The sequence below is a fragment of the Qipengyuania sp. BR81-2 genome (assembly GCF_055693895.1).
On sequence record NZ_CM146344.1, the window covers coordinates 903,972 to 929,083 of the forward strand.

The window sequence follows — 25,112 nt, forward strand, 5'->3', positions numbered from 1 at the left end:
GGCTCCTCCTCGTGCTCGGAGCGTTCGCCGAGCACGGAATAGAGGCGCAACCCCAAAAAGGCGGCAATGGCGGCGAGGATGACGATCTCGGTGATCACGTAGGCTTTCCGTTCAACTGCTATAGGAGCTACGCCCGGCGCGCTCCGGTAGTTCCTGTCTATCTACCCCTAGATAGGGTCGAATTACAAACGGGCAATGAACCATTGCAGATGTTCCGGTCCCCAACTGCGCCGGAGCGCCCCTTCCACCGGGCGCATTGCCCCTCGCGCGCGGCGGTGCTAGGCGCGCCGACGAACCGTGGGATTGCACAAACGCGCGAACCTGCAGCATTTTTCAAATTCTCGATGCAAGAAGTGACCAAAATGGCCGACGACAACAATGTTCTGACCGATCTCGACATGGATCCCGCGGCAGGTGCAAATGGCGCCGACAACCGCCCCGCGGTGAGCCTGCTCAACCAGTATGTGAAGGATTTCTCGGTCGAGAACCCCAACGCGCCGAAGAGCTACCAGTGGAACGACCAGCCCAAGGTCGACATCCAGGTCAACATCGGTGCCAACCAGGTGACCGACGAAGTGCACGAAGTCGAGCTTAAGCTCACTGCGCGCGCCGATTCCGAACAGGGCAACCTCTACATCGTCGAACTGGCCTATTGCGGCCTCGTGGGCATCCGCAACATTCCCGCGGAACAGGCTCATGCGTTTCTCTTCGCCGAAGCTCCGCGCCTGCTCTTCCCCTTCGCCCGCGCGATCGTTTCCGACGCCGTGCGCGATGCAGGCTTCCCGCCGTTGATGCTCGATCCGATGGATTTCGGTGCGCTCTACCAGCAGCAGCTCCAGGCGCGTGCGGCGCAGCAGGGCGAAGGCGCCCCGGCAGCTCCGGCCGGCGACGCCTAAGCGGCTCGTCGCGGCTCCACCATGAGCCTGCTCAAGAACGTCGGCACGATCGGCTCGCTCACCATGGTGAGCCGCATCGCCGGGATGGTGCGCGAGATGATCTTCTCCCGCGTGCTCGGCGCCAATGCGGTGACCGATGCTTGGTTCCAGGCGTTCATCATCCCCAATGTCTTCCGGCGCCTGTTCGCGGAGGGCGCGTTTTCGGCCGCCTTCGTGCCGATGTTCTCCAAGCGCCTGCACGGTGACGGCGGGCTCGAGAGCGCACGCAGCTTCTCCAACGACGTCCTGAGCATCTTCCTCCCCGTCCTGATCCTGCTGTGCGCGGTGATGATGATCGCCATGCCGGGCGTGATCTGGCTGCTCGCCGACCACCCGGTCGACCCGGACAATTTCGACATGGCCGTGATGTTCGCGCGGATCATGTTTCCCTACATCCTGCTCGTCAGCCTGGTGACGCTGTTCACAGGCATGCTGAACTCGGTGAGCCGTTTCGCACCGGGCGCGAGCTTCCCGATCATTCTCAACTTCGTGCTGATCGCAGCGCTGCTTGGCGGGGAATACGCTGCTGAGACCATGGGCTGGAGCGTAGAGCGCGTCGGTCTGGCCGTTGCCTGGGCAGTGCCCCTTGCGGGTATCATGCAGCTGGTGTGGCTCTACATCTGGACACGCGTCGAAGGCTTCCGCCCGCGCATCCTTTGGCCACGTATCACGCCCGAGGTGAAGCGCCTTTCGATCATCGCCCTGCCCGCGGCCATCGGCGGCGGTGCCTACCAGATCAACACGCTCGTCCAGCTCTTCTTCCTGAACCAGCTGGCGACCGGGGCGGTCAGCCACATGAACTATGCCGACAGGCTCAACCAGCTGCCGCTCGGCATAATCGGCATTGCGCTTTCGACAGCTATCCTTCCCACGCTGTCCAAATTCGTCGGCGGCGAGAACCGCGAGGGCGCCGACCGCGTCCAGTCCGATGCGATCGAGCTTTCCATGCTGCTCACGATCCCGGCCGCGGTAGCGCTGGCGATCTGCGCCACGCCCTTCATCACCATGATCTTCCAGGGCGGACGCTTCACCATGGAAGACGCAAATGCCGCCGGTGCCGTGCTGGGCGTTCTCGTCCTCGGCCTTCCCGCCTATGTGCTGGTGAAGGTTCTGGTGCCGAACTTCTACGCCCGATCGGATACGAAGACGCCCGTCGTCGCAGCCTTCATTTCGCTGTTCGTCTTCATCGCGAGCTGCGTCTGGAACATCGGTTTTTCGCTTCCCGGGATCGAGATCGAGCCGCTCGGCTTCGGCGTACCGGGTATCGCCGCAGCCAGCGTCATCGGCGCATGGATCAACGTGGCTTTCCTCTACGCCGTGCTCGTGCGGCGCGACTATTACACGGTCCCGTTCGCGCTGCTCGGCCGCGTTGCACGCCAGCTGCTCGCGGCGGCGGCCATGGGAGCCGCCTTGTGGTTCGCGCGCGATTTGCTAACCGGCTGGTATTCCGCCGGCCTGTTCGAGCGCCTCGGCGCATTGCTCGTGCTCGTGCTGTGTTCGGCGGTGGTGTATTTCGGCGTTGCCTTCATGGTCGGCGCCATCGACAGGCAGCGCATCGCTGCCCTCACAAAGAAGAAAGCTCCGTAAGTCATCATGCGCGTTGTTTCCGGCATCCAGCCCACCGGCAATCTCCACCTCGGCAATTACCTGGGTGCGATCCGCAACTGGGTGCGCATGCAGGACGCCATGGAAGAAGGCTCGCAATGCCTGTTCTTCCTTGCCGACCTGCACGCGATTTCCATGCCGCATGATCCGGCCGAGCTGCACAAGGGTACGCTCGAAATGGCCGCAGCGCTGGTCGCCTGCGGGATTGATCCTGCAAAGAGCGTGGTGTTCAACCAGGCACAGGTGCCGCAGCATGCCGAGCTGCAATGGCTGCTGGGCGGCACGGCACGCATGGGGTGGCTCAACCGCATGACGCAGTGGAAGGACAAGGCGGGTAAGAACCGCGAGGGCCAGTCCGTCGCGCTGTTCACCTACCCCGTGCTGCAGGCCGCAGACGTCCTGCTCTACCAGGCTACGCACGTGCCTGTAGGCGAGGACCAGAAGCAGCATCTCGAACTCGCCCGCGACATCGCGCAGAAGTTCAACAACGACTTCGCTTCGGAAGAAGCACCTGTCTTCGCCCTGCCCGATCCGATCGTGCCGCCGCAGGCCGCGCGCATCATGAGCCTGCGAGATGGGGGCAAGAAGATGAGCAAGTCCGATCCTTCGGACATGAGCCGTATCAACCTTTCCGACAGCGCCGACGAAGTGATGAAGAAGGTCAAGAAGGCGAAGACCGATCCCGAGCCGCTGCCGAGCGAGGAAAAGGGTCTGGAAGACCGCCCCGAGGCACTGAACCTCGTGACGATCTTTGCCGCGCTGACCGACGCAGGCGTCGAAAGCGTCCTCAAGGACTTCGGCGGCGAAGGCTTCGGCAAGTTCAAGCCAGCGCTGGGCGAACTGCTGGTCGAGACGCTGCGCCCGATCTCAGAGCGCTTCAACGGCCTTCTCGAAGACCGCGAGGCACTCGACGCGATCCTCGCGCGCGGCGCGTCACAAGCCCGCGAGATCGCAGTTCCAACTCTTGAGAAGACCTACGAGGCGCTGGGCCTCGTAAGGGGCTAGACCTTCACCGCGGTGCCGCTGGCCGAGACCATCAGCATCGATCCGGTATCGCCGATCACTTCGTAGTCGAGGTCGATGCCGACCACGGCATTGCCGCCGCGCGTCGCGGCCTCGGCCTGCAGTTCCTCGATCGCCTGGTTGCGTGCATCGGCAAGGATGCGCTCGTAGCTGCCCGAGCGGCCGCCCACGATGTCGCGGATATTGGCGAACAGGTCGCGGAAGAGGTTCGCACCGACGATCACCTCGCCGGTCACGATGCCCAGATATTCCCGGATCGGCTGCCCCTCGATGGTGGGTGTGGTCGTGACGATGACGCCGCGCGCATCTTTCCAGGGTCCGGGCATGTGCAGTTCCTTCATCTAGTCAAGGTGTATTGCACAGATAGGTCGGCTGCCGCCGAAATCAACCCATCCCGAGCGCGGCCTTGTAAGTGTCGAGGATGGTTTCCTGCTCGCTGCGCTCGTCCGGTTTCATTTTACGCAGGCGGATGATCTGGCGCATGATCTTGGTGTCGTAACCCACGGCCTTGGCCTCGGCGTAGACGTCGCGGATGTCGTCGGCGATGCCCTTCTTTTCTTCCTCGAGGCGTTCGATGCGCTCGATCAGCAGGCGCAGGCGGTCGTCGGTGGCTTCGGCCATTTGGGTGGTGCTCCAATGAAATGAGAATCGGTTGATGGGCTCGATAGCCATCGCCGCCTTTCGGGTGAAGGCAGCGACTCGCTAGTCCACGCGATTTTTCGCGATACTCGCTTCCATCCGGGCAAGCTGTTCCTTGGTCGCGGGCGTTTGGCGGGTCGCCTTCCACTCGTCGTGCGGCATGCCGTGGATCAGCTCGCGCGCGGCCGGCTTGTCAACTTCGAAGCCTGCATCGCGGATCCAGTCGGCAAGGCAGTTGCGGCAAAATCCGGAGAGCCCCATCAGGTCGATATTCTGCGCATCGTGGCGATGCTGGAGGTGGCGAACCAGCCTGCGAAAGGCCTGTGCCGCTACGGCATCGGGAAGGGCGTCGAGCGGGTCTGTATTCGTATCCATTTCACACTTGTCCTTGAGTTGCCACGTGGCTCTGCCATAGGCGTTGTCCATGCATAAGCTCGATCCAAAGCGTGTCGATCCGCGTGGCCGCAAGGTCAAGATCCTCGCCACCGTCGGTCCGGCCAGCCGGTCGCCCGAAATGCTCGCCCGCCTGTTCGAGGCAGGTGTCGACGCTTTCCGCGTCAACATGAGCCACGGCGAACATGCCGATCACGAGAAAACGATCAAGGCGATCCGCCAGATGGAAAAGGACTTCCATCGCCCGATCGCAATCCTCGCCGACCTGCAGGGCCCCAAGCTGCGCGTGGGCAAGTTCAAGGACGGCAAGGCGGTCATCCGCCATTCGGGCCATTTCACGCTCGACCGAAATCCCGAGCCCGGCGACGAAACCCGCGTCGAGCTGCCGCATCCCGAGCTTTTCGGCCTGCTCGAAAAGGGCCAGCGCCTGCTGATCAACGACGGCAAGATCCGCCTCAAGGTGATCCGCGCCGACGAGAACGAAATCCTCTGCTCGGCTGAAGTCGGCGGGGTCATTTCCGACCGCAAGGGCGTCAACGTGCCCGATGCCGAAGTCCCGATCCCTGCGCTGACCGACAAGGACCGCAAGGACCTCGCCTTCGCGATGAACCAGGGCGTCGACTGGATCGGCCTGAGCTTCGTCCAGCGCCCCGAAGACCTTGCCGAAGCGCGCAAGCTCATGGGCGGCGCGGGCGCGCTGTGCGCCAAGATCGAGAAGCCTATGGCGGTCCGCCGTCTCGACGAGATCATCGAGCTGAGCGACGGCATCATGGTCGCGCGCGGCGACCTCGGCGTGGAACTGGAACCGCAGGAAGTTCCGCCGCTTCAGAAGAAGATCGTCAACAAGACGCGCACCGCGGGCAAGCCCGTGATCGTGGCGACGCAGATGCTCGAGAGCATGATCGAGAGTCCTGCTCCGACGCGCGCGGAGGTCTCCGACGTTGCGAACGCAGTTTACGACGGTGCAGACGCGGTCATGCTGAGCGCGGAGACCGCAGCGGGCGAATGGCCCGAAGAAGCGGTCACCATCATGCACCGGATCGCGCGGCAGGTCGAAAGCGACGAGGCCTATCTCGAACGCGTGCGTTTCCTCGACACGCCGCCTGACAGCACTACGGCAGACGCGCTTGCCCATGCCTGCATGACCGTGGCCGACACCGTCGCGATCGAGGCGATTACCGTTTTCACCGGTTCCGGCTCGACCGCGCGCCGCGTTGCCCGCGAACGTCCGAACGTGCCGATGCTGGTGCTAACACCAAGCATGAAGACCGCCCGCCGCCTCGCCCTCCTGTGGGGCGCGCACGCGGTGGCGACGAAGGATATCGGCAGCTTCGAAGAGATGATCGCCAAGGGCAAGCGCATGTCGCTGCGCCATGGATTCGGCAAGGCAGGCAGCAAGCTGATCGCCCTCGCCGGTGTTCCCTTCGGAACCCCCGGGTCGACCAACCTGATGCATGTCGTCACCATTAGCGGCGACGAGCTGGAAAGGCACGGCGGCTGACGGACTTCCGCGGACCGCAAGGCAAACTGGCACCTCACAATTCACTGTGATCGGCTTCTTCCCGGAAAGACCGCGGCTGGTTTCCGTTGATCTCCTGAACACCAAATCAGGAGAATTCCATGTCGAGCCTTTGGGCAATCATCTTGATCGGCGGACCGCTGCTATTGCTCGCCGCATTCATCTATAGCTGGCTGCAGAACCGCAACATGCCGGAAGCGCAGAAAATGAAATCCGACCGTGCGGTCCGCGAACTGCGCGAGGAAATCGCCAGCGAACCAAACAAGCGTATCGATCTATAATCGTCAGGAGGACGCCGCCTGCAAACGCGCGCGCGCTTCCCTCTCTCCAATAAGCGGAAGCAGTTCGCCCATGTCTGGGCCGTGATCCATCCCGGTCAGCGCCTGGCGCAGCGGCAGGAAGAGCTGTTTGCCCTTGCGACCTGTCGCCTCCTTCAACGCGGAGGTCAGCGTGCGCCAGGGATCCTCGCCCCATTCGAGCTGCTGGGCGGCAGTCGATAGGTATTCGCGGTCCTCTTCGGAAAAATCGCGTTCGGCGATCGGTCCGGTCACCAGCCGCCACCATTCGCCAGCCTCGGATAAATGCGTGAGGTTCGGCCGGATGGCATGCCAACCCGCCTCGTCCATTCCTTCCGGCAGCCTGTCGGCCACCGCGTCGAAGGGCAGGGAATGCACGATCGCTGCATTAAGGCGATCGAGTTCGGTGTCATCGAACTTTGCCGGAGCCCGGCCGAAAGTGGAGAGGTCGAAAGTCTCAACTAGCAGGCCACGATCGGCGATCGGTTCGACCGGCTGCGACGTCCCGAGACGGGCAAGCAACGCAATGATCGCTTCGGGTTCGATGTCGCGCTCGCGGAAAGCATCGCAGCCCAGCGAACCGAGGCGCTTGGAGAGCTTTCCTTCCTTTCCGACGAGCAAGGCCTCGTGCGCAAACCGCGGAATTTGCTGCGCAGCATTTTGTGCAGCAATAAGCGCGGTAAACATCTGAATTTGCACTGCAGTATTCGAGACGTGGTCCTCGCCGCGAAGGACGTCGGTGACGCCCATATCTAGATCGTCGACAGCGCTCGGCAGCATGTAGAGCCAGCTTCCGTCTGCGCGGCGGATGACCGGGTCGGACAATTGCGCAGGGTGGAATGTCTGGGGTCCGCGAACGCCGTCCTCCCAGCGAATCGGCTCATCATGATCGAGCTTGAAACGCCAGTGCGGCGAGATGCCTTCAGCTTCCTTGGCGGCCCGTTCTTCCTCGCTCAGCTTGAGCGAACCGCGATCGTAGATCGGGGGCAATCCGCGCCCGAGCTGGATCTTGCGCTTGAGTTCGAGTTCCTGCGCGGTCTCGTATGCTGGGTAGACGCGGCCCGCAGCCTTCAGCGCTTCGAATGCGGCCTCGTACTTCGCCAGCCGCTCGGACTGGCGTTCCTCGCCATCGGGCGTCAGCCCGAGCCAGTCGAGGTCCTCGCGGATCGCCTCGACAAATTCCTCGCGGCTGCGCTCGGCATCGGTGTCGTCGATTCGCAGCAGGAAGCGCCCGCCCACCTTCCTGGCGAGCATCCAGTTGTGCAGCGCCGTGCGGATGTTGCCGACATGGAGCCTGCCCGTTGGCGATGGCGCGAAACGCGTGATCGTGGTCATGGGCTGCGCCGATAGCGCATGGCGAACAGGTTGGCGAGACGGTTGAGCGGCTTGCTCTTGCGCGTCAGGCGGCCTTGCCGCCGCGCCGCTTCACGGCCCTCGCGCGGCGCTCGCGATAGTCCACGAAGTCACTGCCCGGATGGGGATCTTGCAATGAAGCATCCTCAGCATCGGGGTTGCCCGGAACGAAATCTTCGGCCGGTGCCGGTCGGCAGATCAGAAAACCCTGCGCCTCCTCGACACCGAGCTTGCGCAGCATTTCGAGCTGCTCGGGATTCTCGACGCCCTCTCCTGTCGTCTGCATGCCCAGTGCATCGGCGAGGCGCGTGATGCTCGAGATGATGGCCTTGCTGTGCATGTCGGCAACGACGTCTTCTACGAAAACCCGATCGATCTTGATCCGGTCGAAGGGGAAGCTGCGCAGGTAGCCGAGCGACGAATAGCCTGTGCCGAAATCGTCGAGCGCGATCTTCACGCCGAGTTCGCGCAGGCGCATGAGTGTGGAGCGGCTGACATCGCTCTGGTCGAGCAGCACGTGCTCGGTGATTTCCAGTTCGACCCGCTCGGGGGTGAAGCCATGCTGGTGGATCGCCTGCGCCACCGTGGCGACGAGGTTGGGATTTTTCACCTGCGTCGGCGAGAGATTGATAGCGAGCCGGAAATCCCCCGGCATGGCCGAAGCCTCGGCGATGGATTCACGAATGGCCCATTCGCCGATAGCGGCGATCATGCCGGTTTCCTCTGCCACCGGCAGGAACTCGGTGGGCGGAATGACACCGCGCTGCGGATGATACCAGCGTATCAGGGCCTCGATCCCAGTCATTTCGCCGGTGTCGAGATCGACGATCGACTGGTAGTGCAGACGCATCTGGCCGCGCGACAGCGCATCGGCGAGATCGGCCTCCACCTGGCGACGTTCGCGTGCCTTGCGATCGAGTTCGGGCTCGAACAGGGCGAGGTTGTCGCGCCCTTTCTCCTTCGCCGCGTAGAGGGCGAGATCGGCCCGGCGCATCAGCTCGTCCGCATCGCAATCGCCATCGATGCAGCGGGCCACGCCGACGCTGGTCGACACGCGGTAGAGCTGGCCCTCGATTTCATATGGAGCGCGGATAACCGAGAGGAAGCGGTGCGCGCGCTCGATCAACAATCCGTCTCCGGCACGCGTTTCGATGAGGACGGCAAATTCGTCCCCGCCAAGGCGGGCGACGAGATCTTCGCTGCGGATCTCCTGCTCGAGCCGCGTTCCGACCTCGCGCAGAAGGCGGTCTCCAACGAGGTGTCCGCGCGTATCGTTGATTGCCTTGAAATCATCGAGATCGAGATAGAACAGCGCGATGCTTGCGCCATTGGACCGGTTTTCGCCCGCCAGCCCCCGCAGCCGCTCGTTGAAGAGGTAACGGTTCGCAAGGCCGGTGAGGTTGTCGTAATGCGCCATGAAGGCGACGCGGTCCTCGATCAGCTTGTCGTTGGTCACGTCGCGGGCGACGCCGCTCATCCGGCCATCGACGCGCGGCCGCGCGGAAAGGCGCCAGTAGCGCAGTTCGCCTGCCACCCGGAGCTTGACAAGCAGGTCGCGGAACGGGCTGCGCTCGACGATATGCCGCGCAAGCTCGTCTCGCTTTTCGCCAAGCTGGAAAAGGTCGAGCAGCGGTGAACCCTCGAGATCCTTCTCGTCCCGCCCGAGCGCCTCTGCGAGGCCTGATGTCACGTCGCGCAGATTGCCGCGCGGCCCGACCGTCCAGAGCCAGTCGGATGACTGCTCCTCGTAATCGTTCAGCAGCATGCGAACCGTCATGTCGCTCTCGCGCCGCTCGACTTCCGAGCGCGCTGCCTGGACGAAATTGCGGTCCTGCGCGCGGATGGCGGCCAAAAGTGCAAAGGCGAAGGACACAATCAGCACCATCGTCGGCCACGCGCCAGCACCGCCGATCAGCCACGCGGTGAGCAACAGCGAGGGCGACATCGTCAGCACGTGGAAAGTCGCAGCCTTCGGCGCGGTACGATGAACCAGCAGGACGCCGCAAAGGATCGCGGTCCCCACGATGCCGAGCACGGCTATGTCGAGACCCTGCGCATATTGCGCGAGATAGGGGAAGATCACGACATAGATCGTGCTTCCGACACCCTGCAGGATCAGGAATTTGCGCCAGTGGCGCCGCATCTCGTCGAGAGAGGCGGTCTCGATGTCGATCTGGCGGTCGAGGATCACGAATACGCAGAGCTGCGCGATCTGGGTCAGCGCCCAGGCGGCGATCATCGCCGGCGGTGCGTCGTTCCAGAATGTATAGAGAAGTGTGAGGATCGCCCCCACTGCTGGAATGAGCGAGATCGTTGCGCCGGAACTGAAACTGCGCAGCCGGCGATATAGCAGCAGGTGCTCGAGTTCATCCGAGTGAGGGGCCTCCCCGGGCCCCGATGACTGCTCTGTTTCGAGACCTGCAAGCTGCACGGCCTTACCCCCTTGGACACTCATCCGGGTGCGACTTATTCCCCTTCACGTCCGGGAGTGATGGTGCAAGTTTGCCGCCCAAGGGTCAAGCGCCGGTTTTCTGTGGTCTTACAGCCTTTCTTGAGGCCGATACAGAAAGACCCCGCCGGATCGCTCCGGCGAGGTCCAATCTGTCAGGTAACGAGAAGAGGCTTATTCGCCGTCCTTCGCCTCCTCATTCAGGTAATCACCCGCATCGGCATCGGTGCCGTGGGTTTCACCTTCCATGGCTGCCAGCGGATCGTCGCCGATCGCAGCTTCCGGGCCCTGGGCCAGTTCGGCTTCGTGCTCTTCTTCTGCGGTGTTGGCGGCGATGATCGCTTCCTGCGCCTTCTTCCACTGTGCACGGAGTGCAGCGTCGCGGCTGGAGGCGGTCACGCGCATGCGGTTCATGCCCGCACCGGTACCGGCGGGGATGAGACGGCCCACGATGACGTTTTCCTTGAGGCCAACCAGCGTGTCCTTCTTGCCCTCGACCGAAGCCTGGGTGAGCACGCGGGTGGTTTCCTGGAACGACGCAGCCGAGATGAACGAACGCGTCTGCAGCGAGGCCTTGGTGATGCCGAGAAGGATCGGGGTGCCCTTGGCGGGCTCCTTGTTCTTCGCGAGCTTCGCATTGGTCTCGTTGAGCTCTTCCAGATCGACCTGTTCGCCCGGCAGCAGCACGGTGTCGCCACCGTCGGTGATCTCGACCTTCTGCAGCATCTGGCGAACGATCACCTCGATGTGCTTGTCGTTGATCTTCACGCCCTGCAGTCGGTAGACTTCCTGGATCTCGTTCACGAGATACTCGGCCAGCGCCTCGATCCCGAGGACATCGAGGATGTCGTGCGGGTTCGGCGAGCCCGAGATCAGCGTGTCGCCCTTCTTGACGAAGTCGCCTTCCTGAACGTCGATGATCTTGGTCTTGGGGATCAGGTACTCTACCGGATCTCCCTCCTCCGGAACGATCGCGATCTTGCGCTTCGCCTTGTATTCGCGGACGAATTCGATCTTGCCCGAAATCTTGGCGATGATCGCATTGTCCTTCGGCACGCGGGCCTCGAACAGCTCGGCAACACGCGGCAGACCACCGGTGATGTCACGGGTCTTGGCGGCTTCACGCGAAGCACGGGCGAGGATGTCACCTGCCTGCACTTCGGCACCGTCTTCGACCGACAGCGCGGTACCCGGCGCCAGCATGTAGCGCGCGGCTTCCGTATCGTCGCCGGCATCGTTGAAGAGGGTAAGCCGCGGACGCAGGTCTTCCTTCTTCGCGCGGCCACTGGTGCGGATTTCGGTAACGACACGCTGGGCGATACCGGTGGCATCGTCGACGCGCTCTTCCATCGAGGTGCCGTCGACGAGGTCTTGGAACCGGACCACGCCCGACTGCTCGGTGATGATCGGCAGCGAGAACGGATCCCATTCTGCCAGACGATCGCCTTCCTTCACCTTGCCGCCATCCTTGTGCATCAGCACGGTACCGTAAGGCACCTTGTGGATTTCGCGCTCACGCCCTTCGGCGTCGATCACTGCCAGTTCGCCGTTACGGGCGAGCGACAGGATACGGCCCTTCTTGTCGGTGATGGTGGGCATGTCGCGATAAACGACCTTGCCATCCGACACTGCTTCGAGATGCGAAGTCTCGTTGAGCTGTGCGGCACCGCCGATGTGGAAGGTACGCATGGTCAGCTGCGTGCCGGGCTCACCGATCGACTGCGCGGCGATAACGCCGACAGCTTCACCGATGTTGACCGGCGTACCGCGAGCAAGGTCACGGCCGTAGCAGGTGGCGCAAACGCCCTGCTTGGCTTCACAGACGAGCGGCGAGCGGATCTTGGCGACCTGCGTTTCCGCTTCCTCGATGACCTTGACCATCGGCTCGTCGACGAGCGTGCCGGCCTTGACGATCACTTCGTCGGTCGAGGCGTTGACGATGTCTTCGGCAACCGTGCGGCCGAGGATGCGCTCGCCGAGCGAGGCGATAACGCTACCGCCCTGCACGATGGCGCGCATTTCGAGCGCGTTGTCGGTCTTGCAGTCCTCTTCGACGATGACGCAGTCCTGAGACACATCGACGAGGCGACGGGTCAGGTAACCCGAGTTCGCCGTTTTCAGCGCGGTATCCGCGAGGCCCTTACGGGCACCATGGGTCGAGTTGAAGTATTCGAGAACGTTCAGGCCTTCCTTGAAGTTCGAGATAATCGGGTTCTCGATGATCTCGCCCGAAGGCTTGGCCATTAGGCCGCGCATACCGGCCAGCTGCTTCATCTGTGCCGGGCTACCACGCGCACCGGAGTGCGACATCATGTAGATCGAGTTGATCTGCGCTTCCTTGCCGTCCTTGTCGATCGGCTGCGACTTGATCTCTTCCATCATGGCGTCGGCCACGCGGTCGCCACACTGGCTCCACGCGTCGATGACCTTGTTGTACTTTTCCTGCTGGGTGATCAGGCCGTCCTGGTACTGCTGCTCGTAATCGGCAACCAGTGCCTTGGTGTCCTCGACCATCTTCTCCTTGGAGTCGGGGATGATCATGTCATCCTTGCCGAAGGAGATGCCGGCCTTGAACGCGTGGCGGAAGCCCAGCACCATGATGGCGTCGGCAAACAGCACCGTGTCCTTCTGACCGGTGTGACGATAGACCTCGTCGATCACGTCGGCGATGTCCTTCTTCGTCAGCAGGCGGTTGACGATGTCGAAGGGAACCTTGTGGTTCTTCGGCAGGCATTCGCCGATCAGCATGCGGCCCGGCGTGGTGACGAAACGCTTCATTTCGACCTTGCCGTTCTCGTCGGCCTGCGGGACGCGGGCCATGATCTTCGAGTGCAGCGTGACCGACTTCACTTCGAGTGCCTGGTGGACTTCGGCCATGTCGGCAAACATCGGCAGGCGCTCGTGCTTCTCGCCCTTCTTGTCGCCGTCGACATACTCGGGCGTCTTCTCCTGACGTTCCATCGACAGGTAGTAGAGACCCAGCACCATGTCCTGCGAGGGCACGATGATCGGCTTGCCGTTTGCGGGCGAGAGGATGTTGTTGGTCGACATCATCAGGACGCGCGCTTCCAGCTGCGCCTCGAGGCTCAGCGGGACGTGAACGGCCATCTGGTCACCGTCGAAGTCGGCGTTGAAGGCGGCGCAGACAAGCGGGTGAAGCTGGATGGCCTTACCTTCGATCAGCACGGGCTCGAAGGCCTGGATGCCGAGGCGGTGAAGCGTCGGTGCGCGGTTCAGAAGGACCGGGTGCTCGCGAATGACTTCGTCGAGGATGTCCCAGACTTCCTTGCGCTCCTTCTCGACCCACTTCTTCGCCTGCTTGAGGGTCATCGAAAGACCCTTGGCGTCGAGACGGGCGTAGATGAACGGCTTGAACAGTTCGAGCGCCATCTTCTTCGGCAGGCCGCACTGGTGCAGCTTGAGTTCCGGACCGGTCACGATGACCGAACGGCCCGAATAGTCGACGCGCTTACCCAGAAGGTTCTGACGGAAGCGGCCCTGCTTGCCCTTGAGCATGTCGCTGAGCGACTTGAGCGGACGCTTGTTGGCACCGGTGATCACGCGGCCGCGGCGGCCGTTGTCGAACAGCGCGTCGACAGCTTCCTGAAGCATGCGCTTTTCGTTGCGGACGATGATGTCCGGCGCGCGCAACTCCATGAGGCGCTTGAGGCGGTTGTTACGGTTGATCACACGACGATAGAGGTCGTTGAGGTCCGAGGTCGCGAAGCGGCCACCGTCCAGCGGGACGAGCGGGCGCAGTTCCGGCGGAATGACCGGCACGACTTCGAGAATCATCCACTCGGGACGGTTGCCCGATTCGATGAAGCTTTCGACGACCTTCAGGCGCTTGATGATCTTGGCGGGCTTGAGCTTCGACTTGGTGGTCGCAAGCTCTTCCAGCAGATCTTCCTTTTCCTGCTCGAGGTCGAGATCCATCAGCATGGTCTTGACCGCTTCGGCGCCGATGGCGGCCGAGAACGCGTCTTCGCCATACTCGTCCTGCGCTTCGAGCAGCTCGTCTTCGGTCAGAAGCTGGTTCTTCTCGAGCGCGGTAAGGCCCGGCTCGGTGACGATGTAGCTTTCGAAGTAGAGAACGCGCTCGAGCTGCTTGAGCTGCATGTCGAGCAGCAGGCCGATGCGCGAGGGCAGCGACTTCAAGAACCAGATGTGCGCGACCGGAGCGGCGAGCTCGATGTGGCCCATGCGCTCGCGGCGGACCTTGGTCACGGTGACTTCGACGCCGCACTTCTCGCAGACGACGCCCTTGTACTTCATGCGCTTGTACTTGCCGCAAAGGCATTCGTAATCCTTCACAGGACCGAAGATACGTGCGCAGAAGAGGCCGTCACGCTCGGGCTTGAACGTACGGTAGTTGATCGTCTCGGGCTTCTTGATCTCGCCGAAGGACCACGAGCGGATGCGCTCGGGGCTGGCGATGCCGATCTGGATCTCGTCGAAGGTTTCGGGCTTCGCGAGCTGGTTGGTGAATTTGGTCAGTTCGTTCATGACTTAATTCCCTGAAGGGTAATTCAATTGGGCGGAAAGCGGAGGGGGTGGCTAACCCCCTTATTCCGCCGCGATCGCGAGGCCGTCGTCGTCTTCGTCGTCGCTGAGCGACTTGAGTTCGACGTTGAGACCCAGGCTGCGCATTTCCTTGACGAGAACGTTGAAGCTCTCCGGAATGCCCGCCTCGAAGGTGTCGTCGCCCTTGACGATGGCTTCGTAGACCTTGGTACGACCGATCACGTCGTCCGACTTCACGGTGAGGATTTCCTGCAGCGTGTAGGCTGCGCCGTAGGCCTGGAGTGCCCAGACCTCCATCTCACCGAAGCGCTGGCCGCCGAACTGCGCCTTACCGCCCAGCGGCTGCTGGGTGACGAGCGAGTAGGGGCCGATCGAACGGGCGTGGATCTTGTCGTCGACGAGGTGGTGCAGCTTGAGCATGTAGATGATGCCCACGGTGACCTTGCGGTCGAATGCCTCACCGGTACGACCGTCGAACAGGACCGACTGGCCGTCTGCATCGAGGCCTGCCTTCTCCAGTTCGACCGTGACGTCGCCTTCACGGGCACCGTCGAAGACCGGGGTGCCCATCGGGACACCGGTACGAAGGTTGCCAGCGAGCTCGACGATTTCCTCGGTCGAGCGCGACTTGAGGTCGTCCTTGTAGCGATCGCCATAGACTTCGTGCAGTCGCTCGATGACCGCTTCGGGCGGCTTGGCCTTGGAATAGTCCTCGGCTGCGTTCGGATTGGCCTTCTTCCACTCTTCGAGCTGCTCGCCGATCTGCATGCCCAGGTTACGGGCAGCCATGCCGAGGTGCGTCTCGAAGATCTGACCCACGTTCATGCGCGAAGGCACGCCCAGCGGGTTCAGCACGATGTCGACCGGGGTACCGTCTTCGAGGAACGGCATGTCCTCGACCGGCAGGATGCGCGAAATGACACCCTTGTTACCGTGGCGGCCGGCCATCTTGTCGCCCGGCTGCAGCTTGCGCTTCACCGCGACGAAGACCTTGACCATCTTGAGCACGCCCGGAGCGAGTTCGTCACCGCGCTCGAGCTTTTCCTTCCGGTCTTCGAACTTGTCGTCGATGACCTTCACGCTCTCGTCGTACTGCGACTTGACCGCTTCGAGCTGTGCTTGGCGGTTGTCGTCCGCAACGGCGAACTTGAACCACTCATGCTTGTCGACGCCCTCGAGCACCTCTTCGGTGATCTCCGAACCCTTCTTCACACCCTTCGGAGCTGCCGAAGCAGTCTGGCCGACGAGCATGTCGCGCAGGCGGTTGTAGGTCGCACGGTTGAGGATCGCGCGCTCGTCGGCGGCGTCCTTGCGCAGGCGCTCGATCTCTTCGTTTTGGATCGCACGCGTGCGGTCGTCGATCTCGATACCGTGACGGTTGAAGACACGGACTTCGACCACGGTACCGGCAACGCCCGGGGGCAGGCGGAGCGAGGTGTCGCGCACGTCGCTGGCCTTCTCACCGAAGATGGCGCGCAGGAGCTTTTCTTCCGGCGTCATCGGGCTTTCGCCCTTCGGCGTGATCTTGCCGCACAGGATATCGCCCGGGTGCACTTCCGCACCGATGTAGACGATGCCCGCCTCGTCGAGGTTGCGCAGGGCTTCCTCGCCGACGTTCGGGATGTCGCGGGTGATGTCTTCCGGGCCGAGCTTGGTGTCGCGGGCCATGACTTCGAATTCCTCGATGTGGATCGAGGTGAAGACGTCGTCCTTCACGATACGCTCGGAGATGAGGATACTATCCTCGTAGTTGTAGCCGTTCCACGGCATGAAGGCGACGAGGCTGTTGCGGCCCAGTGCCAGTTCGCCGAGGTCGGTCGAAGGACCGTCGGCGATAACGTCGCCGGCTTCGATCGTCTCGCCCACCTTCACCAGCGGACGCTGGTTGATGCAGGTGTCCTGGTTCGAACGCTGGAACTTCTGCAGCGTGTAAATGTCGACACCCGACTGGCCGGGTTCGACATCGCCGATGGCACGGATCACGATACGCGTCGCGTCGACCTGGTCGACGATGCCGCCGCGCTTGGCGGTGATCGCCGCGCCCGAATCGCGGGCAACGGTTTCTTCCATGCCGGTGCCGACCCAGGGTGCTTCCGCCTTCACGAGCGGAACGGCCTGGCGCTGCATGTTCGAGCCCATCAGTGCGCGGTTGGCGTCATCGTTTTCCAGGAACGGAATGAGCGATGCCGCGACCGAGACGAGCTGCTTGGGCGAGACGTCCATCAGCGTGATCGTGTCGCGCGGAGCCATCAGGTTGTCGCCGTTCTGGCGAGCCGAGACCAGCTCTTCCACGAAGCCGCCCTTGTCGTCGAGATCGGCCGAAGCCTGCGCGACGGTGTGCTTCTGCTCTTCCATCGCCGAGAGGTAGATGACCTCGTCGGTGACCTTGTTGTCCTTCACGACGCGGTACGGCGTTTCGATGAAGCCGTACTTGTTGACGCGCGCAAAGGTCGAGAGCGAGTTGATCAGACCGATGTTCGGGCCTTCCGGCGTTTCAATCGGGCAGATGCGGCCATAGTGCGTCGGGTGAACGTCGCGCACTTCGAAGCCGGCACGCTCACGGGTGAGGCCGCCCGGGCCAAGCGCCGAAACGCGGCGCTTGTGGGTGACTTCCGAAAGCGGGTTGGTCTGGTCCATGAACTGCGAGAGCTGGCTCGAGCCGAAGAACTCACGCACGGCAGCCACGGCGGGCTTTGCGTTGATAAGGTCGTTCGGCATGACCGTCGACACGTCGACCGAGCTCATGCGCTCCTTCACGGCGCGTTCCATGCGCAGCAGGCCGACGCGGTACTGGTTTTCGAGCAGTTCGCCGACCGAACGCACACGGCGGTTGCCGAGGTTGTCGATGTCGTCGACTTCGCCCTTGCCGTCCTTCAGGTCGACCAGTTCCTTGACCACGGCAAGGATGTCTTCCTTGCGCAGCGTGGTGACGGTGTCTTCCGCATCGAGGTCGAGGCGCATGTTGAGCTTTACGCGGCCAACGGCCGACAGGTCGTAACGCTCGCCGTCGAAGAACAGGCCTTCGAACAGGGCTTCTGCGGTTTCCTTGGTCGGCGGTTCGCCGGGACGCATGACCTTGTAGATCGCCTCGAGACCTTCATCACGGTTCTCGGCCTTGTCGACCTTCATCGTGTTGCGGATCCAGGGGCCGGTGTTGACGTGATCGATGTCGAGCAGCGTCAGGCTGTCGACGCCTGCAGCGTCGAGCGCCTCGAGGCTCTCGGCCGAGACCTCGTCACCCGCTTCGATGTAGATGCGGCCGGTGCTTTCGTCGATCAGGTCTTCGCTGGCGTAGCGGCCGAAGACTTCCTCGGTCGGGAGCAGCAGGGTCTTGAGACCGTCCTTGGCAGCCTTGTTGGCGGCACGCGGGCTGATCTTCTGGCCGGCGGGGAAGACTTCTTCGCCCGTCTTGGCATCGACCAGCGCGAAGGCCGGCTTCTGGCCCCGCCACTGCTCGGGCACGAACGGAATGTTCCAGCCTTCGCCCTTCTTGCCCGTGGCGCGCTTCCATTCGACCTTGTCGTAGAAGTGGTCGAGGATGCCTTCGCTGTCGAGGCCGAGAGCATAGAGCAGCGCAGTGACCGGCAGCTTGCGCTTGCGGTCGATACGTACGTTGACGATGTCCTTGGCGTCGAATTCGAAGTCGAGCCACGAACCGCGGTACGGAATGATGCGGGCAGCGAAGAGGAGCTTGCCCGAGCTGTGCGTCTTGCCGCGGTCATGGTCGAACAGCACACCCGGCGAACGGTGCATCTGCGAGACGATGACACGCTCGGTACCATTGATGATGAAGGTACCGTTGTCCGTCATCAGCGGCATGTCGCCCATGTAGACGTCCTGCTCCTTGATATCGAGCACGGAGCGGGTCTCGGTTTCCTGGTCGACTTCGAAGACGATCAGGCGCAGCGTGACCTTCATCGGCGCAGCATAGGTGATGCCGCGCTGGCGACATTCGACGATGTCGTATTTCGGCGCTTCGAGTTCGTAGTGCACGAAGTCGAGTTCGGCGGTGCCGGCGAAGTCGCGGATCGGGAAGACCGAACGCAGCGTCTTTTCGAGGCCGGAGACGTAGTCGATCTCCTTGTTCGAGCGCAGGAACTGTTCGTAGCTCTCGCGCTGGACCTCGATCAGGTTGGGCATGTCGACGACTTCGTGGATGTCGCCGAAGATCTTGCGGATACGCCGCTTTGCAGTGCCCGAAGCTGTGTTTCGGGTTGCCTTCGCCTTGGTAGCCATAAGGGGTTTGTACCTCTTCTCGTGTGCATCTGGTCCCGCGCGGTCGGGACCGGAAATCAGTGTCTCATGCGCGTGAGAGCCGTATCGCGAGACGCAAAAAGGCCGCAGCGAATGCACGCCAATAGCGGCGGCAGCTGCAGCTCATATAAAGCGTCGCGATATGGAAACGCCGCTTCCATCCTGTGTCCGATCCCCGCGCATGAATCAGACTCGCTCGAAGCGTGCGGTCGGGAGGGCATGTAGGAAGCGCGCGGGGCTTTGTCAAACCTCGTGAAACGACCCGAAATGTGGCGGTCTGCGGACTCGGGCAATCTGTGTTAGTACGGGCGCAGGAGAGGGAGAGATGATGCGCGCGATCCTGCTGTTCCTGGCGGCCATCTCGGCATTCGTTGCCGCACCAATGCACGCGCAGGAAAAAGAGGCGGCAGCCCGGATCGTCGCCGTTGGAGACCTTCATGGCGATTACGAAGCCTGGGAGGACATCGCCCGGCAGGCGGCCCTCATCGACGAGGAAGGGGACTGGGCCGGCGCGGACACCGCTCTCGTCCAGCTGGGCGACATCACCGATCGTGGGCCGGACTCACTGAGGATCATCCGGCATCTCCAGTCGCTGGGCGAACAGGCAGAAGCTGCTGGGGGAAGCGTCACCGTGCTGCTCGGCAATCACGAGGCGATGAATGTCATTGGCGACCTGCGCTACGTCGACCCGGGAGAATACGAGGCCTTTCGCGACGACAGTTCGGAAGCGCGGCGCGAGGCAACTTGGAAAGCGAACCGCGAAGCTCTCGAAGCCTTTTACAAGGAACGGCAACCGGGGCTTTCGAGCGAGCAAATGCGCGACATGTGGTTCACCGAAACGCCGCTCGGAATGCTCGAACATCGCAGGGCCTGGCGTCCCGGCGGCGAACTGGGAAGCTGGGCGGCCAGCCTCCCGGCTGTCGCGAAGGTCGGAAAAACACTCTTCGTGCACGGCGGGCTGAGCGAAGAGATGACGCGCGAGCCTATGGAGATGCTCAACGACCGGCACGAATACGCGCTCGGCAGCGGCGAGGCCATCGACCGCGGCATCCTCGAAGCACCGCTCGGGCCGCTCTGGTACCGCGGAAACGTCCGCCGCGAGGAGCCGGCTCCAGTAGATCCTGCAAGGCTGTCGCGCGGGGAAGAACTGGCGACCGTCTTGACCCGCTACGATGCGGACCGCCTCCTCGTGGCGCATACGCCGTCCGTCTCGGGCATCGTCACCGATCTCGGCGGCAGGCTCATCCGCGTCGATACGGGTATTTCCTCGCATTACGGCGGCCCGAGGAGTTTCCTCGTCATCGAAGGTGATGTGCTGACGGCGCATGAAAAAGACCGTGACGGAACCTGGAAATCACGCGCGCTCCACCCCCAACAAGAGGAGCCAGTGCAATGATCCGTTTGGCGAGCTTCGCTCTGGCCCTCGCCTTCGCCGCGCCCGCGAGCGCGCAGGACAGCGAGGTAGAGGCTACACCCCTCTTTGCGAGCGACGAGACACTCGACGTCACCATTACCGGCCCGGTCGGGCACATCTCTCGCCGCGCGCAGCGTTCTACCGATCCCTACCCCGCGCAGATCGAGGTCGCGGGCGAAACCCACGCGATCACGCTTGCGGCACGCGGCAAATCGCGGCGCAAGCGCGAGAACTGCCGCTTCCCGCCGCTGCGCGTCGCATTTCCTCAGAAACCGGATGAGAGCTCGCTCTTCCACCGCCAGGGAAGCATCAAACTGGTGACCCACTGCCGCGATCGCGATGCTTCGGAGCAGACGATCCTGCGCGAATACGCCGCGTACCGGCTCTACAATATCGTCACGCCCGAAAGCCTGAGGGTGAGGCTCGCGCGCATCAGCTATGTGGACGAGGGCGAGCTGGTGACGCAGCGGCTCGGCTTCTTCATAGAGGATGGCGACGATGCCGCACGCCGATTGGGACGCAAGGAAATCGATACTTCGGACATTTCGGTCAGCTGGCTCGACCAGCAAGATGCAGCGCGATACGCTCTCTTCCAGTACATGATCGGCAATACCGACTGGTCGATGGTGCTGAGCCCCGAAGGCCATGATTGCTGCCACAACTCGCGCCTTTTTGGCGCCGACAAGGCTGCACGCAGGGGCCTCACTCCGGTCCCGTACGATTTCGACAATGCAGGCCTGGTGGACGCATCATATGCCACGCCCCACCCTCAGCTGGAGACGCGGTCGGTAAAGACGCGCGTCTACCGCGGCTTCTGCGTCTTCAACGGGCTCGTTGCCGCCGAAGCAGAGAACCTGCGATCGCTGCGAAGCGAACTCGAGGCCGAGATCGCCGCCATCCCATACGCTGATGTACGGGCGAGAACGGCAATGACCGGCTATCTCGCGGAGTTCTTTGAAGACATTTCGAGCAGCGATACCATGGAGCGCGAGCTGTTCAGGAAGTGCCGGTAGGCCTGCGCCTCAGCGCGGCTCGCTGCCCTCGCCGGACTGATCATGCGTGTCTTCCGGCTCCTCGCGCTGGGGTGAGCGCAGGTAACGATGGGTGCCGTCCTTGGCGCCATAATCGACCATCCAGAGCAGCGCGAATGAGTAGTTGAACATGATCGTCATCACGAGCGCGATCTCAAGCGCGCCGATACCTGCGGCCAGGCCGATTCCGATCGCGAGCAGGATGTAGATCGCATCGCCAGAACTCTTGAGCGTGTTGCGGAAGCGCACCCCGCCGACGATCCCGGCGAGCGAGAATGCCAGCGCCAGCGAATTGTGCACCATCACGACAATGGCGGTCACCGCGATCGGCAGGACGATCATCGTCTCCACCAGCGCTTGGTCGTATTCCGCGCGGCTTCTGCTTGCCATGTAGGTCCAGGTCACCGGCAGCGTCGTAAGCACTGCGCCTGCCACGGCGACGAATAGCCAGAAAACCGATCCTCCGAGGTTGGCAACCTTCTCCGCACCGATCTGCACTCCGCCGAAGGGATCGCTCACGGTCTGGCTGAGCAGGGTCTGTGCGCCGCCTATTGGAAGGAAGTCCGCCACCGAGGGAGCGGCGGCGACGACGCCCAGCACCGCACCCGTCACCACGAGGTAGAACAGGGTGAGCCTGAACAGCAGTGCGCGAAAGATCATCCCGGAAAAGTCCCTCCCCTGCTCGACTATAGGCCCAATTCCTGCGGGCGCAAAAGCCTGGAAACCCGCAGCTTTCCGCGTGTCATATCGCAATTCGATCTTTCTCATATCGTTTTTCAATATTATTGATTGACAATAAATCCGACTCGCCTTATTGATTATCGATATTGAAGATCAAGGAGTTCGATAAATGACCCGTCTCACCAACCAATTCGCCGCTGCCTGCGCAGCCATCGTCATCACCGTCATGTCGCTCCAGACCGTGACCACCGTGCCCGCCGCACAGGTCGCGATCCTCGCAGCGCCTGCCATCGCCTGATCACCGGCCAAAGGAGACTGCCCGTGACAACCCGCCCCAATGACCCGCTGCTGCTCGCAGGGAAGGTGCTCGTCCTGTTTATGCAGGGCGTGGTGGCCCTCGGCGTCATCGCCCTCGCCATCGGCCTGCCGATCATCGTCTTCATGCGAGACCGCATCACCGCCGAAGCCGCCGCCGACCTCGGGAATCCCGATTTCGTCTTCCCCCTAGCACCTGTCGCCGGCGTGCTCATGTTCGCCATCATTATCTTGCTCGCCGCGTTCTGGTTCCTGCGCCTGCTGCGCCAGATCATCGGCACTGTCGGCGAAGGCGACCCTTTCGTGCCGGAGAATGCCGAGCGCCTGACCCTGATGGGCTGGATTGCGCTTACCGCGCAGTTGCTCGCCATCCCCGCCGCCGGTCTCGCTCTCTACATCGCCAAGCTGTTCGAGGATCATGAAGGTGTGACCATCGATGCAGGCCTCGATCTCACAGGTATTGTCCTGGTGGTCGTGCTGTTCATCCTCGCCCGCGTCTTCCGCCACGGTGCCGCCATGCGCGCCGATCTCGAAGGAACCGTGTGATGCCCGCTGAAGAAGGAACCCAGATCGTGGTCAAACTCGACGACATCCTCCACGAGCGCCGCATGACGCTCACCGAGCTGGCAGAACGTGTCGGCCTCACCCTCGCCAACCTCTCGATCCTCAAGACCGGCAAGGCCAAGGCGATCCGCTTCTCTACCCTCGAAGCGATCTGCCGCGAGCTCGAGTGCCAGCCGGGCGACCTGCTCGCCTACGAGACCGGCGCAGCCTAACGAAAGGCATGCTGGAAAGAAAATGCACCGGGGCCCGGCTCCGGTGCATTTTTCCTATTCGCGACTCGCTTGAATATGGCTATTTTATGGCCGCGCCGATCATGGCGCCAGGAAACGCCACCAAATGAAGAAAATCGCTTTCGTCGCCGCACTCCCCTTCGCGCTGACCCTCGCCGCTTGCGGTGAAACCGCCACCGAAGAAACCGCTGACGACGTCGCAACCACGGAAATGGAAGCTCCGGTCGAGACCGCCGAAGAAGGTGCTGAAGGCACTGAGCTCTCGGTCACCACCGACGAAGCCACCGTCACTGCAGAAACCGCTGACGAAACCGTTTCGGCGGAAGTCGAAGTTGAAGGCCCGTCGCTCTGACGCCTTTCGCTTGACAGAATCGCTGAATTCCTTAGAGGCCCGCCCCAGAAGGCGGGTCTCTTTGTATCTGCCTTCATCCGTCCGAGACAGTTGGTGACCGGGATCTGCCGGTCTTAATTTCCAGCCTAGACGGGGAAAAGAGATTTTCATGGTGGGCTTCTAGTCCGCCGTTTCGCGCCAATTGGCGCACTCCTTCCCCATCAACGGACTCGCCCGTGTCGTCTTTTCGGCATGGACAAACGTAGCCGATCGTTCGGGAGCCATCCCGTGCGGTCATAGTGAAGGAGTATGGCATGGATCGTTCGCAGAAAGCCGATTCGGTCGCCCAGCTCACTGAAGTCTTCAACCAGGCAGGTGTGGTCGTCGTGACCCGCAACCTGGGCCTTACGGTCGACCAGTCGACCGAACTGCGTACGAAGATGCGTGAAGCCGGTGCGTCCTACAAGGTTGCGAAGAACCGTCTCGCCAAGCTCGCCCTGAAGGACACCGACTACGCAGGAATCGATGAATTTCTGTCCGGTCCGACCGCCCTCGGTTATTCCGAGGATCCGGTTGCTGCAGCCAAGGCTGTGGTGGAATTCGCCAAGACGACCGACAAGATCGAAATCGTCGGCGGTTCGATGGGCGCGCAGAAGCTCGACGAAGCAGGGGTCAAGGCGCTCGCCTCGATGCCGAGCCTCGACGAACTTCGCGGCAAGATCGTGGGTCTCGTCAACGCACCGGCAACCAAGGTTGCTCAGGTCGTCAACGCACCCGCAGCCAAGCTCGCACGTGTCTTCGGCGCATATGCCGCCACGGAAGCCGCGTAAGAGCTGGTTCGACGCACGAACACATATTCATCGGGGCAGACCCGGTTGGGCACCCCGGCCTATTTATTGGAGTGAAACATCATGGCTGATATCGCCAAGCTTGTTGAAGAACTGTCGAAGCTGACCGTCATGGAAGCCGCTGAGCTTGCCAAGGCACTTGAAGAAGAGTGGGGCGTGAGCGCCGCTGCTGCTGTTGCTGTTGCTGGCCCGGCCGGCGGTGGCGACGCAGGTGCCGCTGCTGAAGAAAAGGACGAATTCGACGTCGTCCTCACCGGCGACGGTGGCAAGAAGATCCAGGTCATCAAGGAAGTCCGTGCCATCACCGGTCTCGGCCTCACCGAAGCCAAGGCTCTTGTCGAAGGCGCTCCCAAGGCGCTCAAGGAAGGCGTCAACAAGGCTGAAGCCGAAGAAATCAAGGGCAAGATCGAAGCAGCCGGCGGTACCGTCGAGCTCAAGTAAGCTTCGTTCTCGTTTCGAGAATTTCGAAGGGCGGTGCCGCAAGGCGCCGCCCTTTTTTGTATGCGCCCCGCCAAGCTTCGAATCAGGCATAGAGCCGTGATATCGATGGATACTTGCCCGGCTCGGATTTTCCTCGGAACACCTGCGACGAGCGATTTCGGTGCTGCGACGAGCTGAGTATAGGCCGCGTCGCGCCGCAGGTACGGCGCCAGAAAACAAGGAAAAATCGTGGTCGCAGTCATCGCAGTTCCTTGCGCGCTTTTGTGT

21 protein-coding genes are annotated in these 25,112 nt (G+C 62.4%); 13 read left to right on the plus strand and 8 right to left on the minus strand.

Annotated elements, in window-relative coordinates; genetic code table 11:
- Positions 1-362 precede the first annotated feature (362 nt).
- The 3 genes from secB to trpS are packed head-to-tail and all read left to right on the plus strand — an operon-like array spanning position 363 to position 3,545.
- Complete coding sequence (gene secB, locus ACZ1G8_RS04495) at positions 363-896, plus strand: protein-export chaperone SecB (protein WP_472680590.1); 534 nt, start codon at positions 363-365, stop codon at positions 894-896.
- Positions 897-917: 21 nt separating this feature from the next.
- Positions 918-2,522 (plus strand): murein biosynthesis integral membrane protein MurJ, encoded by a 1,605-nt coding sequence (gene murJ, locus ACZ1G8_RS04500; RefSeq protein WP_472680591.1) that lies wholly within the window; start codon positions 918-920, stop codon positions 2,520-2,522.
- Positions 2,523-2,528: 6 nt separating this feature from the next.
- Complete coding sequence (gene trpS / locus ACZ1G8_RS04505) at positions 2,529-3,545, plus strand: tryptophan--tRNA ligase (RefSeq protein ID WP_472680592.1); 1,017 nt, start codon at positions 2,529-2,531, stop codon at positions 3,543-3,545.
- On the opposite strand, the gene ACZ1G8_RS04510 is transcribed toward trpS, so the two are convergent.
- The 3 genes from ACZ1G8_RS04510 to ACZ1G8_RS04520 all read right to left on the minus strand — a co-directional run bounded on the left by ACZ1G8_RS04510 (position 3,542) and on the right by ACZ1G8_RS04520 (position 4,577).
- Positions 3,542-3,889: a heavy metal-binding domain-containing protein gene (locus ACZ1G8_RS04510; RefSeq protein WP_221427553.1), complete on the minus strand. Its 348-nt coding sequence runs from the start codon at positions 3,887-3,889 to the stop codon at positions 3,542-3,544. The two genes, trpS and ACZ1G8_RS04510, sit on opposite strands and share 4 nt — an antisense overlap.
- A gap of 58 nt (positions 3,890-3,947) precedes the next feature.
- Positions 3,948-4,184, minus strand: a complete 237-nt coding sequence (locus tag ACZ1G8_RS04515; protein ID WP_221427552.1) for a DUF2312 domain-containing protein — start codon at positions 4,182-4,184, stop codon at positions 3,948-3,950.
- Positions 4,185-4,265: 81 nt separating this feature from the next.
- Positions 4,266-4,577 carry a DUF1244 domain-containing protein gene (locus tag ACZ1G8_RS04520; RefSeq protein ID WP_472680593.1) on the minus strand — a complete coding sequence of 104 codons (312 nt, stop codon included), beginning with the start codon at positions 4,575-4,577 and terminating at the stop codon, positions 4,266-4,268.
- A 49-nt stretch (positions 4,578-4,626) separates the two neighbouring features.
- On the opposite strand from ACZ1G8_RS04520, the gene pyk reads away from it, so the two are divergent.
- Both pyk and ACZ1G8_RS04530 read left to right on the plus strand, forming a co-directional pair.
- A complete protein-coding gene (pyk, locus tag ACZ1G8_RS04525) occupies positions 4,627-6,096 on the plus strand; it encodes a pyruvate kinase (protein WP_472680594.1) in 1,470 nt (489 codons plus the stop codon).
- A 119-nt stretch (positions 6,097-6,215) separates the two neighbouring features.
- Positions 6,216-6,395 (plus strand): hypothetical protein, encoded by a 180-nt coding sequence (locus ACZ1G8_RS04530; RefSeq protein WP_472680595.1) that lies wholly within the window; start codon positions 6,216-6,218, stop codon positions 6,393-6,395.
- A gap of 3 nt (positions 6,396-6,398) precedes the next feature.
- On the opposite strand, the gene gltX is transcribed toward ACZ1G8_RS04530, so the two are convergent.
- The 4 genes from gltX to rpoB form a co-directional block, all read right to left on the minus strand.
- The gene (gene gltX, locus ACZ1G8_RS04535; protein ID WP_472680596.1) at positions 6,399-7,745 is read right to left on the minus strand and encodes a glutamate--tRNA ligase; all 1,347 of its coding nucleotides are present in this window, start codon (positions 7,743-7,745) and stop codon (positions 6,399-6,401) included.
- Between the two features lie 64 nt (positions 7,746-7,809).
- A complete protein-coding gene (locus ACZ1G8_RS04540) occupies positions 7,810-10,218 on the minus strand; it encodes a putative bifunctional diguanylate cyclase/phosphodiesterase (RefSeq protein WP_472680597.1) in 2,409 nt (802 codons plus the stop codon).
- Between the two features lie 168 nt (positions 10,219-10,386).
- A complete protein-coding gene (gene rpoC, locus ACZ1G8_RS04545) occupies positions 10,387-14,718 on the minus strand; it encodes a DNA-directed RNA polymerase subunit beta' (protein WP_472680598.1) in 4,332 nt (1,443 codons plus the stop codon).
- Positions 14,719-14,778: 60 nt separating this feature from the next.
- Positions 14,779-18,972, minus strand: coding sequence for a DNA-directed RNA polymerase subunit beta (rpoB, locus tag ACZ1G8_RS04550; RefSeq protein ID WP_472680599.1), 4,194 nt, complete (start codon positions 18,970-18,972; stop codon positions 14,779-14,781).
- A 343-nt stretch (positions 18,973-19,315) separates the two neighbouring features.
- Here rpoB and ACZ1G8_RS04555 point away from each other — a divergent pair, with 343 nt between their 5' ends.
- Positions 19,316-20,386: a metallophosphoesterase gene (locus ACZ1G8_RS04555; protein WP_472680600.1), complete on the plus strand. Its 1,071-nt coding sequence runs from the start codon at positions 19,316-19,318 to the stop codon at positions 20,384-20,386.
- On the plus strand, positions 20,383-21,417 hold the full coding sequence (locus ACZ1G8_RS04560; protein WP_472680601.1) for a hypothetical protein: 1,035 nt from the start codon (positions 20,383-20,385) through the stop codon (positions 21,415-21,417). The genes ACZ1G8_RS04555 and ACZ1G8_RS04560 overlap by 4 nt, the downstream gene beginning before the upstream one ends.
- A 9-nt stretch (positions 21,418-21,426) precedes the next feature.
- Here the strand turns inward: ACZ1G8_RS04560 and ACZ1G8_RS04565 are convergent, their stop codons facing one another.
- Positions 21,427-22,095: a DUF4956 domain-containing protein gene (locus ACZ1G8_RS04565; protein WP_472680602.1), complete on the minus strand. Its 669-nt coding sequence runs from the start codon at positions 22,093-22,095 to the stop codon at positions 21,427-21,429.
- 190 nt (positions 22,096-22,285) lie between these two features.
- Between ACZ1G8_RS04565 and ACZ1G8_RS04570 the strand changes: the two genes are divergently transcribed.
- From ACZ1G8_RS04570 to rplL, 6 genes are all read left to right on the plus strand, one after another.
- Positions 22,286-22,414 (plus strand): hypothetical protein, encoded by a 129-nt coding sequence (locus ACZ1G8_RS04570; protein WP_472680603.1) that lies wholly within the window; start codon positions 22,286-22,288, stop codon positions 22,412-22,414.
- 23 nt (positions 22,415-22,437) lie between these two features.
- Entirely contained in the window at positions 22,438-22,977 is a 540-nt protein-coding gene (locus ACZ1G8_RS04575) for a DUF2975 domain-containing protein (protein ID WP_472680604.1), read from the plus strand.
- A complete protein-coding gene (locus ACZ1G8_RS04580; RefSeq protein ID WP_472680605.1) occupies positions 22,977-23,207 on the plus strand; it encodes a helix-turn-helix domain-containing protein in 231 nt (76 codons plus the stop codon). Before ACZ1G8_RS04575 ends, ACZ1G8_RS04580 begins: the two co-directional genes overlap by 1 nt.
- 124 nt (positions 23,208-23,331) lie before the next feature.
- Complete coding sequence (locus tag ACZ1G8_RS04585; RefSeq protein ID WP_472680607.1) at positions 23,332-23,577, plus strand: hypothetical protein; 246 nt, start codon at positions 23,332-23,334, stop codon at positions 23,575-23,577.
- Between the two features lie 293 nt (positions 23,578-23,870).
- Positions 23,871-24,386, plus strand: a complete 516-nt coding sequence (gene rplJ, locus ACZ1G8_RS04590) for a 50S ribosomal protein L10 (protein WP_472680608.1) — start codon at positions 23,871-23,873, stop codon at positions 24,384-24,386.
- An 81-nt stretch (positions 24,387-24,467) separates the two neighbouring features.
- Positions 24,468-24,845, plus strand: coding sequence for a 50S ribosomal protein L7/L12 (gene rplL, locus ACZ1G8_RS04595; protein WP_090477479.1), 378 nt, complete (start codon positions 24,468-24,470; stop codon positions 24,843-24,845).
- The last annotated feature ends 267 nt before the right edge of the window (positions 24,846-25,112 follow it).